We start from the raw sequence: 14,202 nt of genomic DNA, 5'->3' as shown, positions 1-14,202 counted from the left end.
GTTCAGCCCCCTTGGATTCCGGCTGCGATGACTGCACGACCGATCGGCGCAGCAACCGAGCCACCGGTAGCGGCAAGTCCGCGGTCACCACCGTTCTCGACGATGACGGCCACGGCGACCGTCGGATTCTGCGCCGGTGCAAAAGCGATGTACCAGGCGTGCGGCGGAGTTTCCCGCGGGTTCACGCCGTGCTCGGCGGTACCGGTCTTGGACGCGATCTGAACCCCGGGGATCTTGCCGTCGCCGCCGGTGAAGTTCTCCGAGCCGATCATCAGATCAGTCAGCGTTGCGGCCACTGCCGGCGAGATCGCCTGACCCATCGACACCGGTGACGGCGTACTGAGATCGGTCAGATCCGGTGCCTGCAACTGCGAGATCAGGTTGGGCTGCATCCGCACACCGCCGTTGGCGACGGTCGCGGCGATCACTGCATTCTCGAGCGGGGTCACCGCGACGTCGCGCTGGCCGATACTGGTCTGGCCGAGAGCCGCGTCGTCGGAGATGTCGCCGACGGTGCTGTCAGCAACCGGCAGCGGGATCGCCGGAGTGTTGGGCCCGATGCCGAAAGCGCTGGCCTCGTCCTTGATGGCGTCCGCGCCGTCCTTGATGCCCAGTTCGACGAAAGCCGTGTTGCACGAGCGCGCAAACGCGTCGCGCAACGACGCCGTCGGGTTGGGGCCGCAGGTGCTGCCGTTGTAGTTCTCGAGGGTCGTGCTGGTGCCGGGCAGCGTGATCTGCGGAGCCGCGGTCAGCTGGTCGTCCGGCGTCGCACCGTTGCCAAGAGCTGCGGCCGTGGTGAGCACCTTGAACGTCGAGCCGGGTGGGTAGGTCTGCGAGATCGCGCGGTTGACCAGCGGATCGTTGGGATCGGCATTGAGCTCGTCCCACGCCTTCGTGGTTTCGGCGCCGTCGTGGCTGGCAAGCAGGTTCGGGTCGTAGCTCGGCGTGCTGACCATCGTCAGGATGCGTCCGGTGCTCGGCTCGATGGCGACGACGGAACCGGTGTAACCCTTGCTGGTCAGCTGGTCGTACGCCACCTGCTGCATGGCCGGATTGAGCGTCGTGACGACGTTGCCGCCGCGCGGATCGCGTCCGGACACCAGGTCGAAGAAGCGCTGACTGAACAGCCGGTTGTCCGAGCCGTTGAGAATCGGGTCCTCGGTGCGCTCGAGGCCGGCGCTGCCGTACTGCATCGAGTAAAAGCCCGTGACCGGTGCGTACGGGTACGGATTCGGATACTCGCGCAGGTACTTGTACCGGTCGTCGGTGGCGCGGGAGGCGGCAAGCACCTGACCGGAAGCCGAGATCTGACCTCGCTGGCGTGAGTACTCGTCGAGCAGCACCCGCGAGTTGCGCGGGTCGGCTCGCAGGTCGTCAGCCTTGATGACCTGTACGTACGTGGCGTTGGCGAGGAGCGCGACGACCATCACCATGACGGCCATCGCGACGCGGCGCAGTGGAGTGTTCATACGCGCGGCATCATCTCGGTATTGGCGTCAGCGATTGGGGGCGGACCTTTCTTCTTCGTCACTACCGGCGCACGTGCCGCGTCCGAGATCCGGACGAGGATGGCCAGCAGTAGGTAGTTCGCGAGCAGCGACGAGCCGCCGTACGACATGAACGGTGTAGTCAGACCCGTCAGCGGGATCAGCTTGGTGACGCCGCCGACGACGACAAAGATCTGGATCGCGATGGTGAACGACAGACCGGCGGCCAGCAGTTTGCCGAAGCTGTCGCGCACCGCCAACGCCGTACGCAGGCCGCGCACGATCAGAAGCAGGAACAGCATCAGCACAGCGGCCAGGCCGATCAGGCCGAGCTCTTCGCCGATGGTCGCGATGATGAAGTCCGTCTTCGCGAACGGCACCTGGTTGGGCCGGCCACTGCCCAGACCTGTTCCGGCGATACCACCGGTGGCCAGGCCGAACAGCGATTGCGAGATCTGATAACCGGTATTGGCGTAGTCGCCGAGCGGGTCCAGCCAGGTGTCGACGCGAACGCGCACGTGTCCGAACATCTTGTAGGCGAAGAAGAATCCGATGGCGAGCAGTCCGCCGCCGATCACCAGCCAGCCCACACGCTCGGTCGCGATGTAGAGCATCACCAGCACGGTGCTGAAGAGCAGCAACGACGTACCGAGGTCGGTTTCGAAGACGAGCACACCCACCGAGACGATCCAGGCGAGCAGGATCGGGCCCAGGTCGCGGGCACGCGGAAAGTCCATGCCCAGGAAGTGTTTACCGGCCGAGGTGAACAGGTCGCGCTTGGCGACGAGCACTGACGCGAAGAAGATGATGAGCAGGATCTTCGCGAACTCACCTGGCTGAATGCTGAATCCGGGCAGGCGAATCCAGATTTTTGCGCCGTTCACGCTCGAGAACTTCGCCGGCAGGATCGCGGGAATCGCCAGGAACACCAGGCCCGCGAGGCCGAGCGTGTAGCTGAACCGCGCCATCAGGCGGTAGTCCTTCAAGAACACGAGCAGCAACACGAAACCGGTGATCGCCAGTGCTGTCCACATGACCTGCTGGTTCGCATCCGGTGACGGTGCCTCGACGCCGTTGTAGAGCGCTGTCTGTTCGTCGGCGAGGTCGAGTCGGTGGATGAGCACCAACCCCAGGCCGTTGAGCAGGGCGACGATCGGCAGCAGCAGCGGATCGGCGTACGGCGCATACCGTCGAATTGCCAAGTGCGCGATCAGGAACAAGCCCGTGTACGCAAGCGCGTACTTGGCGAGGTCCAGCGTGATCTTCTGTTCCTGGCTCGCCTCGACGAGCAGAAGCGAGACCGTCGTGATGATGACGGCAAAGCCCAGGAGCAGCAGCTCCATGTTTCGACGGGTCGACTGGACCGGCGCCGGGGCAAAACCTCCGGGCGGACTCGGAAAAGCCGTCCCCGCAGCTGCGTTGGACGACATCAGTTGACCGTCCTGCAAGTCTGACCGGGAATGTCGGTCGGCGTAGGCGTAGTCGTGGGTGCAGCCGTAGTCGGTGTGGCCGGCTCAGCGGGCGGCGCAGGAGCCGGAGTGGTCTCCGGTGCAGGCGGGGGAGTGGGCGCGGCCGTCGTTGTCGGAACCGGCTCACAACGAGGAAGCAGATCGCCGCCGATGAGACGGATCATCTGGCTCTGCGCATCTTCACGCTTGCCGGACGGCAGCCCGGCGCGCACCTGCTCCTGCGCAGACGGCTGCAGATCCGTGACCTCGAGGATGTTGCAGTTGCTGGGAATCGCGTCGGGGGAGACGAGGGTCAGGACGTCGTCGTCGCCGACGCAGCCCACCAGATCCGCGTCCTGCAGCGAGTAGCCGAGCACCGAACCGGGGATTCCGCGCAACACCGTCACGCGGCCGTTGTCTTCGCCGACGTAGTAGTTGTTGCGGATGACGGCGCGGCCGATCACTGCGCCGACGCCGACCAGCGCGATCAGCACCACGGCGAGGACCACCCACCACAACCGGTTCCGCTTCTTCTTCGGTTCCGGTTCGGGCTGGGAGACAACTCGCTTGGGCGTCGCGCGCGGCGGACGCATGGCAGCGGCGCGGCCGGCAGCGGTGTTGGGGGGAGGGGCGTCCTCTTCCTCTTCCGTCGACGCGGCGCCCGCGACGATGGGATGTGACTGGCCGTAGTCGAGGTCGATGACATCGGCGACGACGACGGTGACGTTGTCGGGACCGCCGCTGCGCAGCGCCAATTCGATGAGACGATCGGCGCACTGCTCCTGCGAGCCCTCGCGCATCGTGTTCTCGATGGTCTCGTCGCTGACCACGTCGGAGAGGCCGTCGGAGCAGAGCAGGTAACGATCGCCGGCGCGGGCTTCGCGCACGGTGAGCGTCGGCTCGATCTCGTTGCCGGTCAACGCCCGCATGATCAGGGATCGCTGCGGGTGAGTGTGTGCCTGTTCGGCGGTGATCCTGCCCTCGTCGACCAGCGACTGAACGAACGTGTCGTCGCGGGTGATCTGCGTCAGGTGATCGTCACGCAGCAGGTAGGCGCGCGAGTCGCCGATGTGCACGAGGCCGAGCTTGCTGCCGGAGAAGAGGATCGCGGTGAGCGTGGTGCCCATGCCGTCGAGTTCGGGTTCTTCCTCGACGTGATCGGCGATGGAATCGTTGCCCTCGCGGGTGGCTGCCTCGAGCTTGCCGAGCAGATCCTCGCCGGGCTCGTCGTCGTCGAGATGCGCCAGAGCGGCAATCATCAACTGCGACGCGACCTCACCGGCCGCGTGTCCGCCCATGCCGTCGGCCAAGGCCAGCAGGCGTGCACCGGCGTACACGGAATCTTCGTTGTTGGAGCGCACGAGACCGCGGTCGCTGCGCGCCGCGTAGCGGAGAACAAGGGTCACGGGCGTAGCTCGATTACCGTCTTGCCGACGCGAACCGGAGTGCCCAGCGGCACGCGCACCGCAGTGGTGACCTTGGCGCGGTCCAGATAGGTGCCGTTGGTCGAACCGAGATCCTCGACGTACCAATCGGCGCCGCGCTGCGAGAGCCGCGCATGGCGCGTCGACGCGTAATCGTCCGTGAGAACGAGCGTCGAATCATCAGCGCGACCGATCATCACCGGCTGAGAGCCCAGGGTGATGCGGGTGCCGGCGAGGGCGCCCTGCGTGACCACCAGGTACCGAGGCACCTTCGCCTTGCCCAGCGAGGGCAGGACCTTTCCGGCGCGGGTGTACCGCGGCGGAACCCTGACCCCGGAGCCGGCATAGATGTCGGAGCGGAGAGTGCGGAGGACTGCCCAGACGAACAGCCACAGTAGGAGCAGGAAGCCCGCCCGTGTGAGTTGCAGAATCAGGCCCTGCACGGCTGTCCACCTCCTTCTATGGCTCGAGCCCCGCCGCAGCGGGGTTCGAGCATTGTCGACTGGCAGCATCATAGGGGGCTCTGGGCCCCGAAGATCACGATACTGACAGCCGCGTGACGGCGGCGCGCCGACGGACCGCCGAATGTTCGATTGTTATCGGAAAAATCCTGGCGTCCGTTTCTCAGCTCAGAGAATGCGAACCAGAATCTCCGAGTGACCTGCGCGAATGATGTCGCCGTCTGCCAGCTGCCAGTCCTGGACCGGTGCTCCGTTGACGGTGGTGCCGTTCGTGGATCCCAGATCGGACAGCATCGCGGTGCGGCCGTCCCAACGGATGTCGATGTGGCGACGTGAGACGCCGGTGTCCGGGAGGCGGAACTGAGCTTCCTGGCCGCGGCCGATGACATTGCTGCCGTCGCGAAGCTGGAAGTGGCGTCCGCTGCCGTCCTCGAGCTGCAGGGTTGCCGTCAGGCTCTGGGCCGTCGGTGCGTAACCGCCCTGCGGCTGGGCGTAGCCCTGCTGCGGGTAGGCCTGCGTCTGCTCGAAGTTGCCGCCCTGCTCGTAGCCGGCCTGCTCGTACGGCTGCTGTGTGTACGCCTGCTGGTCGTAGCCGCCCTGCTGGTAGCTCTGCTGGTCGTAGCCCGGCTGATCGTAGGACTGGCCGTTGTAGGGCTGCTGGTAACCCTGCTGGTCGTAGCCGCCCTGCTGGTAGCCCTGCTGGTCGTACCCACCCTGGTACGCCTGCTGACCGTAGCCCTGCTGGTCATAGCTCTGCTGGTCGTAGCCGGCCTGCTCGTACGGCTGCTGCTGGTTCGGGTACGCCTGCTGGTCGTAGCCACCCTGCTGCTGGTTGTAGCCCTGCTGGTCGTCGCCCGTGCGGTAACCGTCGCCGCGGTCGTAACCGTTCTGGTACGGCGCTTCCTGGCCTTGCGGAGCGGCGTAACCGCCGTCGTCGTGGGAGTACCCGTTCCGTGCCGGCTGCTGCGGTTCGGGCTGGCGACCCGCCGGTTCGCGGCTTGGTTCGTAGCCTGAGTTCTGCGTCATGGGGCCGGCTCCTGGTTGTGACGGGACTGGATTGGAAACAGGGGGAACAATCGGTGCGGGTCGCTGAGGCGGCCGTTGTGGAGGCCGCGACGAAACCTGCGGAACATGCGACGGCGGCGATGCCTGCTCGGCGTCACCATCCGGGTCGACGGTTCCGCGGGTGCGGAACTGACCGGTGTGGAGCGTAGGCGAAGGCTCGAATGTGACCGAGATGTCGCCGTACGTCTGCCAACCCTGATCGCGGATGAAATCCTGCAGGTGTCGGCTGAAAGCTTTTGTCGTCAGTTCGCGATCTGCTGCCAACTCTTCGTGATCGGAGTTGTTGATGGTGATCACGTAGTTGTTGGGGGCGAGAAGGATTCCGCCGCCGAGGTGCTCGACGCGGTCACGTGCCTCCTGCTGGAGCGCCGCCTCTACTTCCTGCGGCACAACACCACCACCGAAGACCCGCGCGAATGCGTCGCCGACAGCTCCTTGGAGCTTTCGTTCGAAACGCTGCACGATGCCCATCGGGCCCTCCTCTCGCCTCGCATCTACGACAGCAAAATGCTCGGCAAGTAGCGCCGGCACTGCCTTGTCGCGTGTCGTCCAAACTGCTGTACAGGTTCCACGGTACTGTCAAATGTCGCTTCGGCAGTACCTGGCCGCTGTTTCAGCATGGTATCGGTTCTGGGCTTTCGGGTGCTCGGTGTTCATCTATTCGTGCCCTGATCTGCACGAATAGAACTTTCAAAGTTTGTCGTGATAATGTTTCGGCGTTGCTCGGGCGAGTGGCGGAATGGCAGACGCGCTGGCTTCAGGTGCCAGTGTCCTTCGGGACGTGGGGGTTCAAGTCCCCCTTCGCCCACCACAAGACGAGGCCACGAACTCACAAGAGTTGGTGGCCTCGTTTTTTGTTGTCGGCTATCTGGCCGCAGCCTGAATGAAGCTCAGAACGAAGTCCAATGCGGTGCCCGCAAACGGGTTGCCGACTGGTTGAGTGGCCGCGGCGGGCGCAGTGATCTGAGGGTTCATCATCCCTGGCGGCAGTGTGCCGGGTGGGAGATTGATGACGGCGTTGATGTCGTAGATGGTGTTGTCGGGACCGTTGGTCACCGAGAAAGAGATACTGCCGAAGTCGACGACCGGACTATCGGCTGATGCAGTACCGACTGCACTGCCGAAGGTGATCGCGGCAGCGAGTGCGCCGACACCGAGGGCTGCGGTGGTTCGGGACAAACGAGCAGGCGTTGCGGGTCCATTCACAGATGTGCTCCCTTTCGTGGTGACAGCATCCGTGCGCGGGATGCCAAGCAGCCAGGAGATTGCAACCACTATCGAGGAAGATAACGGACATTCACCCCATGGCGGGGTGGTTCGCACGAAGTGTTCCGCGCTTATAGAGCTATCGGACGGGGTTGTCGACGGAGCGCCGGTGCAGGCTTTCACAATGATGTGTTTTGTAGTCACCGCTTTGATCGTGGTTTGCCTACCGTGTGCGGCGGCTGTGAAGGGTATGGCACCAGCGGCATTTTGAGGAACCGGTTGGCGAGGTCAATGAGGACCGCCTCGGCCGACGGCCGGATCTGTGGTCCCACCCACCAGTGCAGGGGTTCGCCTGATGTCCCATTGTCGTACAACTGTTTTCGAGGGCGGGGGCTCGCATTGCTGAACTTCCGGGTCCGATAACCGTCCCTTATGTCAGGCAGCCCGCTGCGCGGGGATCGGCGTCTGCCGATCCCCGATCCGGATACTTCACGAGCTCAATCACCCCTGCCACGATGCTTGACAGCCGCCCTCATCCCGGCGCAAGGCGTTGTACCAACCGCTTGACGCTACGCCGTCGGAGAACTATCGACGTGCACGGATAAGCCTGTCGGCCATGCCTTGTCCGGGCCGACCCATACCTGACAGATCCGCTTCGTCAATTCCATCGAACGCGATCGAATGTCCTGGTCGGTCCACCGATTGCCATACTCGTCGATGATCTGCGTGTTCACGCGCAGAACGCTGAACTTGCTGAGCAGTGATCGCTTGCCACGGCCGGCCTCTTTGCCTGTGGGCGCGGATACCGCCGCCTCTTCATCAGTCCAGGGGCGATGCGACAACGAACCGTTGAGCTTCTGGGTGACCAGCGTCAGGTTGCCGAGCGTGTTGACCAAACGATCGCGATCGGCGGCAACGCCCTCGTCGAGGCCGGTGTCCCAGTGGGTGTGCCACTTCTGTGGCATCACATGCTCGATCTGCAACGTGTGTCCGATACTGACGTCCTCGTTGTACTCGGTGCGAAGGTGGTGCTCGACGCCTTCAAGCACCACTCGAAGGCGTCCCTGCCGGATTGCCGTACATCCGCAGGTTCGGGACTTCAGCGACCATCTCCTCGTCGGTCGGCCAACGTCGGGCTTCGGACTTCTGGACGGCGAGGAATCCGGCAACGATGCTGCCGATAGTGTCGGTGGAGCTCTCGTCGAGCATCCCGAGGATCGACACCATCGTCTTGTTGACGTCCTTCATGTTGCGCCGCAGCAATGTCCGGCGGATCACCCAACTCTTGAGCGCCGACAGCGCCTGCTGCACTTGCGCATCGGGCACGTTGTGGTTGTCGGAGATGATCCACATCAACAGCGGCATCGTGGCCGCCATCTCGAACTCTTGGACCACACGCTGGTGGAACCGCCCCACCTCGGTGTCGGCTGGGTTATCGGCCATCGACCTGAACTTTTCGGCGTCGCGCAGGAGCGCGGCGAGGAACCCTTCGGCCGCAGCGGGTGCCGACATACGGTCTGCCGCGTACTCGGTGAACGTGCGGAACACGTCGTCGGTGAGGACCTCGTCGCGGGTGCGCATGGTCAGCCAGTACTGCAGGAACGTGTCGATACGCGAGCGCATATGCCGGCCCTGGGAGGTCTCCTCCCGCCACCAGTCATCGTCGAAGTCGTTCCAGAACTGATCCGGCCAGGTATCAGTCTCTGCGCGAATCTTCTCGCGCTGCTGGAAGATCCAGTTCTTGATCAGGTCAGCCTTGAGCAGTGGTGCGCCTCGATCGTTGAGCGTCTCGAAGATCAGCTGATCGTCGTCATGACCGGACAAGTTGATGGCCACCACACACAGTCGTGATTGCACAGCACAGCCGTTGCGGCGGGCTGCGTCGATCCACCGTTGCAGGATGCGGACTTCGGCGACGAAGTTCTTCTGTTTGCGGTAAACGATCGCGGCTTGTTCGGTGTACCAGGGTGCCGGCATCCCGCCCCCGAGGGTTCCCGGCCGTTCGGTGACGTCGACGCATTCGAGCAGCAGCTCAAATCGATCTCCCTAAAACTGTTGACGGAGGGCATAGGAGCCGTGCGACAACCGATTCACGTACCCGACGTGCATTTACCCGCTGTACCAGCGCGGTACGGGCCAGGCCGGCGCGGTTTCGACATCAGCCCACCGACTACGCGGGCTGGCCGCACGTAATAGCAATTGCAAAGCAGCTTCGGTATCCAGTCTTTTCACCGTCTCATCGTCGAGTTCAATCTGCGGAGGCCGTGGTGGCACCGCGATGTGCGCTGCTATGCCGTCACCAGGGCGTTCGAACGTTGTCTTGGCGGCAGCCCCTACCGTTTCAGTATTGACGCTGTGCGTTTCCGATTTGTCGAGCCGGTAGGGTCCACGATGCCGAAGACCGGGCCTGAGCATCGCCAGGACGCAATATGGGTTAACCGGATAGAGCACTACAGCGCTCATCAAGGCACCTACAGAATATTTCCTGGTCAGCGGTGGTCCAGACACAAATATGACCGGGTCATCGCATGTGATGACGGGAGAATCGGTGCGGAATAACGCCCATTCGCGTTGATAGAGAGAATCGGCGACAACGTTGCGGACATCCTTAATCATCAGATCCAGGACTTCCTGTTTCGGATCAGCGTGCCGATTCCGCAGGGACTGCTCGATCTCGGAAATGCTCAACCGCGGGTTCATCTTTCTCAGAAACATCCGCTTCGCCGCGTCCGGGCCGTTGACCAATAGAAGGGAGCGTTGACGATTGCTGGGAGTCCGAGTGACCTGAAGTCCGAGGAATACCGATAGATCTCGCTTCAACGAGTCATCCGACACTAACCCAGAGCCCCATGCCTCCAGCTCGTCCAGTCGAAGTGCACAGTCAGCCTCGATGCGGCCGAGATGGGTCTCGAGCCACTTGAGCGGTAGGTCCATCGCACTGCCGGCAGGAGGGAGACTGTAGAAGTTATTCTGGTACGCAACTTCTTTCGGAGGCTGCGGCCGATGAACCTGCTGTGTATCGACCTGTGTGGGCTGTACCTTCCCGTCCAGCGCCCATCTACGCAAATACATCTGCGGCACGTAATGATGTTTCCGGCCCTTCTCATTCACGGCTAATTGCTGTGACTCCGCGACGAATTTCTCTGACAGCCATTCGTGCTCGAAACTCATCATCTCGATCAGCTTCATCAGATCAGGAACCATGCGGCGGAGCGTACGTGCCGGGTCCGACGCTGCCTCTATTGTCACTCCAGCGGAGCGTTCCAAAACCTTGGAATTGAGACACCCGCTCGCTCGTGCGCGGGGATCGGATGTTGGACCAGCTCACTGCGTCTCACAAGTACGTACTAAAACCAACGTCTCACCGTTGTTCAATTCGCCAACTTGTGAGACTGTCCGGATTATGAGCACAGTGACCCGCACCGGACACCTCGTCGGTTACGCCCGCGTCAGCACCGGACACCAGACCCTCAACGGACAACACGACGCATTCAAGGCCGCCGGCGTGGACCGCATCTTCGGCGACATCATGTCCGGCACTCACGCGGATCGTCCCGGTCTCGCTGCTGCTCTCGACTACGTCCGCGAAGGCGACACCCTCCTCGTGCCAGCCCTCGATCGACTGGGCCGCTCCCTTGTCGACACGATCAACACCCTCGACGCACCCCGCAAGCGTGGCATCTACGTCCGCGCCCTCCGGGAAGGCATCGATACCTCGACGTCCGCCGGCCGCATGGTCGCCGGCGTGCTCGCGTCGCTCGCAGAACTCGAGCGAGAGTTGATCCATGAACGCGCAGCTGTTGCTCGCGAGGCGGCGAAGGCGCGTGGTAAGCAGACCGGCCGACCGAAGGCGCTCACGAGCGAACAGGCGGGGGTGGCTCGGTCGCATGCGCGAGACCGGAGAGTCCGTTGCGACGATCACCAAAATGCTCGGCATCTCCCGAGCAATGTTCTATCGCGTAATGTCCGACTAATCGGTGCCCGTTACCCGGGAGCGAGGAGCAAATCCGCCCGATCCGGCGCTAAGGAGTGACCGCACATAGTGTCATGCTATGTGCGGCAACGTCTGAACCGTCTTGACTCGATGCGCCTTTCAGGTGGGGCGACTCGGGAAACTATATGCGGTAGTAGTCCGATGGTGTCCACCGTGGCAGCGTGCTCGGCGAGCAAAGCTGCCGGATCGCGTTGAACACATTTTATGAAAACCGCTTTCAAGCTGATCGAAGAAAATTTAAGGAAGGCAAAGTAGTGGCAAGGTCCGCTGAAGTCGTATTTCGTTCACTCGGCAACACAGAGTTCGAATGCGAGGTTCGCAGCCCGGGAGGGCTGACGATGCGCTGCAACGGTGCGCTCGGCGATCTGGAGCCTCGCGTTCTCGGTGACGACGCGTTGGGCACCAACCCTGCCCTAGTCCACAACGCATGGGCATTCGCCAAGCACGATCATTTAGACCGCACGCTACCGGAGGGTGCCGAGCGGAAAAGTCATCGTGAGCAGGCGAGTGCGCACCGTAAGACTGCGGCTGGCATCGCCGAACTGATCGACAAATTAGGTACCGTGTCGAAGAATTCCTGGTGCTCAGCATGTTTCACCCGAAGCGACCACCGCTGCTTGACGCAAGGATTCGGCACGATGCCGGCGTACCTATGCGAATCGTGCGGATCGCCGACACTGGGATGCGCAGGTCCCGGGTGCACGAACATGGCCACGCGAGGTTTCGCAGCTGTGCTGGTGCCGCGGTACTGCGCCGAGCACAGGCATGAGATCCCCGGGTTCGAAAAGGCGTCGGCAAGCTTCGGGGCGCTGGAGGACTACCACGAATTCCTCGATTTCGAACGTCGCAACCTCGCACTAGGCTCACGTGTAGCAGCGATTTCCGTTCTCTCCGCGGGCGCCCTTGCGACCGGCGCATTTTTCGCTGCTCCGGCGATTGGCGGTGCAATAGGTAGCCTGAGCATCGCAGGGGGTGGCTACACGGGGGCCGCAGCGAGCAGTTACGGGTTGGCCTTGCTTGGTGGTGGCTCGATCGCTGCGGGTGGGCTGGGCATGGCTGGCGGGACAGCAGTCGTCGCAGCTGTCGGTGGAGCCCTCGGCGGCGCATTGGGCAGTTCCGTGACAACGGCTTACATCGGTGCTGACAAGTCGTTCTCGATCGAACTGATCAAGGCGGGGTCCGGCACAGCCGTGATCGTCGCGAATGGACTGTTCAGCGAGGGAGCGGACACACGCAAGGACTGGAAGGATTTTGTCGCACGACGCTACCCGGATTCGCCGATCTATCGAGTTCACTGGGGGAGCAATGATCTCGGAGACTTAGTGGCAATGGCCAAGGCGCTGGGTGGACAACCTGCAGCCGCGCTCGGAGTCAAGGGGCTGGCTGCAAAGGCGGGAAGGGCGGGCGCGAAGAAGCTGGGACCGTTGGCACCCGCGCTGGTGATAGCAGCCGTTGCCAAAAACCCTTGGCACACTGCAAAAGTCAAGGCAGACCGGACGGGCGTGGCTCTGGCAGGACTATTGGCGAGAACCGATGCAAAACGTTACGTGCTTGTCGGGCATAGCCTTGGTGCCCGCGTTGCAGCCACAGCAGCCCAGACCCTTGCGACGGCGAGGAGCGGACCGAAGATCGACACGGTCCATTTGCTAGGCGCTGCAGTCGGGTCGGGTGGTGACTGGCGACTTCTCAACAAAGCAGTCACCGGCGCCGTGCACAACTACCACTCATCGAACGATGGTGTGCTCAAGTACGCCTATAAGACCGCCCAAGCCGGACAAACGGCGGTCGGATTCGTTGGTTTCCGCACCGACTACCACCGAATCCACGACCACGACGTCTCCGCTATTGTCGCTGGTCATTCAAAGTATCTCGAAAACGTGCAGCTCAACTGATAGAGCTTCTCTGTCGGAGATATCCTATCGAACGGAGAAGAATTCGAAACACTATTCCCTGAATCGCGGGGGTCGAGGAGCAGATCCGCCGAATCCGGCGCTAAGAGGCAGCGAGTGCGTGGCCTTGAGCGACCGAGCGATCCGGCCCGGCAGCGTCGGTCGCCCGCGTACCGCTCAGCGGGCTCGGAAGCGTCCCAACGGATCTTCGCCGAGCGCCGGACCGCGGCGAAGACAATTTCTGGAACTAGCCGACGGTCGAATCCAGATGAAAATTCACTGTGGAAACAGTGCAGTCGCGCCCATAGTCCCAGCGATTGCGCTCTGCCCCGTTGGGGATGGTTGATTGCGAGGGAATCGGAATCCGCAACGGCCAGTCGAGATTCGATCGATATTCGACGCTTCTGTGAACCATGCGTATCCCCAGCTTGATCGGAGGTCGAGCTGTCGAGAACTCGCGTCGGTAATCTATGTCGAAAAATCTGCTGGGATTAACTATTCGACAGAGAAGTTTCTTTCAGGCTGCCCACCAGGTGATGACGAGGGCGAAGAGGAGGCAGCCGAGAATGCGGGAAGCTCCGACTGGCACGCCGACCCATTCGTGCATGCATCGTCATCGGTTGGTCCGAGGGGGTGCTGTGGTCATGGGGTGGTTGCGAGTTGGAGTGTTGCTACGTTTATGCGCTGATCGACCCACGAGATCGCTCCGTCTTTACGTAGGAAAGGGAGTCGGAGATCGCGTCTACGGTCACGTCTGGTCCGCGATGGGAGCAGCTGAATTCGTCAAAGACGGAATCGAAAGTGAATCCTTCACAGTGAAATCGGCAAAGAACCAACGTATTCGAGATATCTATCAGTCTGGCAGGATAGTCGAAAACATCATCCTTAGGCACCGGATCGAGCCCGAGGCGACAGCTGACAAGAGCGCATATGCCATCGAGCAAACCTTGATCGATGCGCTCCGCCTGACAGAAGCGCCGACGGATGAGGCCGTGTTGGTGACCATTGCGAGCGGTCACACCACGACGGAGCGGGGCCCCCGCTACCGGAGCTGATCCGACGCTATGCCGCCTCTGCGGCACCAGAGATCGAACTGCGCTGCGTTATTCTCATCGTTAATACGGCTCTGAACCCAGATAACTCCAAGGAGCGAGTTTACGAAGAAGGCCGAGGCTGGTGGCGCGCCGGCCCGGCTGTTCGCAACACACCGGACGTCCCGATCTTCTTC

Annotated in this window: 11 protein-coding genes, 1 tRNA gene and 1 pseudogene; 4 read left to right on the top strand and 9 right to left on the bottom strand. The window is 62.5% G+C overall.

The features are described 5' to 3' along the window. Window positions 1-2: 2 nt before the first annotated feature. The 5 genes from ACKAMS_RS08160 to ACKAMS_RS08140 form a co-directional block, all read right to left on the bottom strand. The gene (locus tag ACKAMS_RS08160; protein ID WP_007735774.1) at window positions 3-1,469 is read right to left on the bottom strand and encodes a penicillin-binding protein 2; all 1,467 of its coding nucleotides are present in this window, start codon (window positions 1,467-1,469) and stop codon (window positions 3-5) included. After that, window positions 1,466-2,917, bottom strand: coding sequence for an FtsW/RodA/SpoVE family cell cycle protein (locus tag ACKAMS_RS08155; RefSeq protein ID WP_007735775.1), 1,452 nt, complete (start codon window positions 2,915-2,917; stop codon window positions 1,466-1,468). Before ACKAMS_RS08155 ends, ACKAMS_RS08160 begins: the two co-directional genes overlap by 4 nt. Further along, complete coding sequence (locus ACKAMS_RS08150; protein WP_003943416.1) at window positions 2,917-4,341, bottom strand: PP2C family serine/threonine-protein phosphatase; 1,425 nt, start codon at window positions 4,339-4,341, stop codon at window positions 2,917-2,919. The genes ACKAMS_RS08155 and ACKAMS_RS08150 overlap by 1 nt, the downstream gene beginning before the upstream one ends. Continuing rightward, window positions 4,338-4,802: an FHA domain-containing protein gene (locus ACKAMS_RS08145; RefSeq protein ID WP_003943418.1), complete on the bottom strand. Its 465-nt coding sequence runs from the start codon at window positions 4,800-4,802 to the stop codon at window positions 4,338-4,340. Before ACKAMS_RS08145 ends, ACKAMS_RS08150 begins: the two co-directional genes overlap by 4 nt. Window positions 4,803-4,988: 186 nt before the next feature. After that, window positions 4,989-6,356: an FhaA domain-containing protein gene (locus tag ACKAMS_RS08140; protein ID WP_408988852.1), complete on the bottom strand. Its 1,368-nt coding sequence runs from the start codon at window positions 6,354-6,356 to the stop codon at window positions 4,989-4,991. A gap of 254 nt (window positions 6,357-6,610) precedes the next feature. On the opposite strand from ACKAMS_RS08140, the gene ACKAMS_RS08135 reads away from it, so the two are divergent. Further along, window positions 6,611-6,696, top strand: a tRNA-Leu gene (locus tag ACKAMS_RS08135). Window positions 6,697-6,749: 53 nt separating this feature from the next. On the opposite strand, the gene ACKAMS_RS08130 is transcribed toward ACKAMS_RS08135, so the two are convergent. From ACKAMS_RS08130 to ACKAMS_RS08115, 4 genes are all read right to left on the bottom strand, one after another. Beyond that, window positions 6,750-7,091, bottom strand: coding sequence for a hypothetical protein (locus ACKAMS_RS08130; protein WP_408988851.1), 342 nt, complete (start codon window positions 7,089-7,091; stop codon window positions 6,750-6,752). A 569-nt stretch (window positions 7,092-7,660) separates the two neighbouring features. Continuing rightward, complete coding sequence (locus ACKAMS_RS08125) at window positions 7,661-8,143, bottom strand: HNH endonuclease family protein (protein WP_167343317.1); 483 nt, start codon at window positions 8,141-8,143, stop codon at window positions 7,661-7,663. Beyond that, window positions 8,133-9,068, bottom strand: coding sequence for a DUF262 domain-containing protein (locus ACKAMS_RS08120; RefSeq protein ID WP_046377657.1), 936 nt, complete (start codon window positions 9,066-9,068; stop codon window positions 8,133-8,135). The genes ACKAMS_RS08125 and ACKAMS_RS08120 overlap by 11 nt, the downstream gene beginning before the upstream one ends. Before the next feature lie 132 nt (window positions 9,069-9,200). Beyond that, complete coding sequence (locus tag ACKAMS_RS08115) at window positions 9,201-10,295, bottom strand: DUF4238 domain-containing protein (protein ID WP_046377658.1); 1,095 nt, start codon at window positions 10,293-10,295, stop codon at window positions 9,201-9,203. A gap of 199 nt (window positions 10,296-10,494) precedes the next feature. Between ACKAMS_RS08115 and ACKAMS_RS08110 the strand changes: the two are divergent. The 3 genes and pseudogenes from ACKAMS_RS08110 to ACKAMS_RS08100 all read left to right on the top strand — a co-directional run bounded on the left by ACKAMS_RS08110 (window position 10,495) and on the right by ACKAMS_RS08100 (window position 14,029). Continuing rightward, window positions 10,495-11,065 (top strand): annotated as a pseudogene (locus ACKAMS_RS08110) (recombinase family protein). A 727-nt stretch (window positions 11,066-11,792) separates the two neighbouring features. After that, window positions 11,793-12,977, top strand: a complete 1,185-nt coding sequence (locus ACKAMS_RS08105; protein WP_257209830.1) for a TMCO4 family protein — start codon at window positions 11,793-11,795, stop codon at window positions 12,975-12,977. 467 nt (window positions 12,978-13,444) lie between these two features. Continuing rightward, on the top strand, window positions 13,445-14,029 hold the full coding sequence (locus ACKAMS_RS08100) for a GIY-YIG nuclease family protein (protein WP_408988850.1): 585 nt from the start codon (window positions 13,445-13,447) through the stop codon (window positions 14,027-14,029). Window positions 14,030-14,202: the final 173 nt, after the last annotated feature.

Origin of the sequence: Rhodococcus sp. 5A-K4 (assembly GCF_046097995.1) — a bacterium.
In the GTDB taxonomy this organism is placed as follows: domain Bacteria; phylum Actinomycetota; class Actinomycetes; order Mycobacteriales; family Mycobacteriaceae; genus Rhodococcus_F; species Rhodococcus_F erythropolis.
The sequence above is the reverse complement of the archived record's forward strand: the minus strand, read 5'-3'. Positions and strand labels throughout refer to the sequence as shown.

Bases quoted from the DNA above. Each gene is read 5' to 3' on its own strand.
- ACKAMS_RS08160 (WP_007735774.1), bottom strand. From the start codon at position 1,469: ATGAACACTCCACTGCGCCGCGTCGCGATGGCCGTCATGGTGATGGTC.
- ACKAMS_RS08155 (WP_007735775.1), bottom strand. From the start codon at position 2,917: ATGTCGTCCAACGCAGCTGCGGGGACGGCTTTTCCGAGTCCGCCCGGA.
- ACKAMS_RS08140 (WP_408988852.1), bottom strand. From the start codon at position 6,356: ATGGGCATCGTGCAGCGTTTCGAACGAAAGCTCCAAGGAGCTGTCGGC.
- ACKAMS_RS08120 (WP_046377657.1), bottom strand. From the start codon at position 9,068: ATGCCGGCACCCTGGTACACCGAACAAGCCGCGATCGTTTACCGCAAA.
- ACKAMS_RS08115 (WP_046377658.1), bottom strand. From the start codon at position 10,295: ATGGTTCCTGATCTGATGAAGCTGATCGAGATGATGAGTTTCGAGCAC.
- ACKAMS_RS08105 (WP_257209830.1), top strand. From the start codon at position 11,793: ATGGCCACGCGAGGTTTCGCAGCTGTGCTGGTGCCGCGGTACTGCGCC.
- ACKAMS_RS08100 (WP_408988850.1), top strand. From the start codon at position 13,445: ATGTCGAAAAATCTGCTGGGATTAACTATTCGACAGAGAAGTTTCTTT.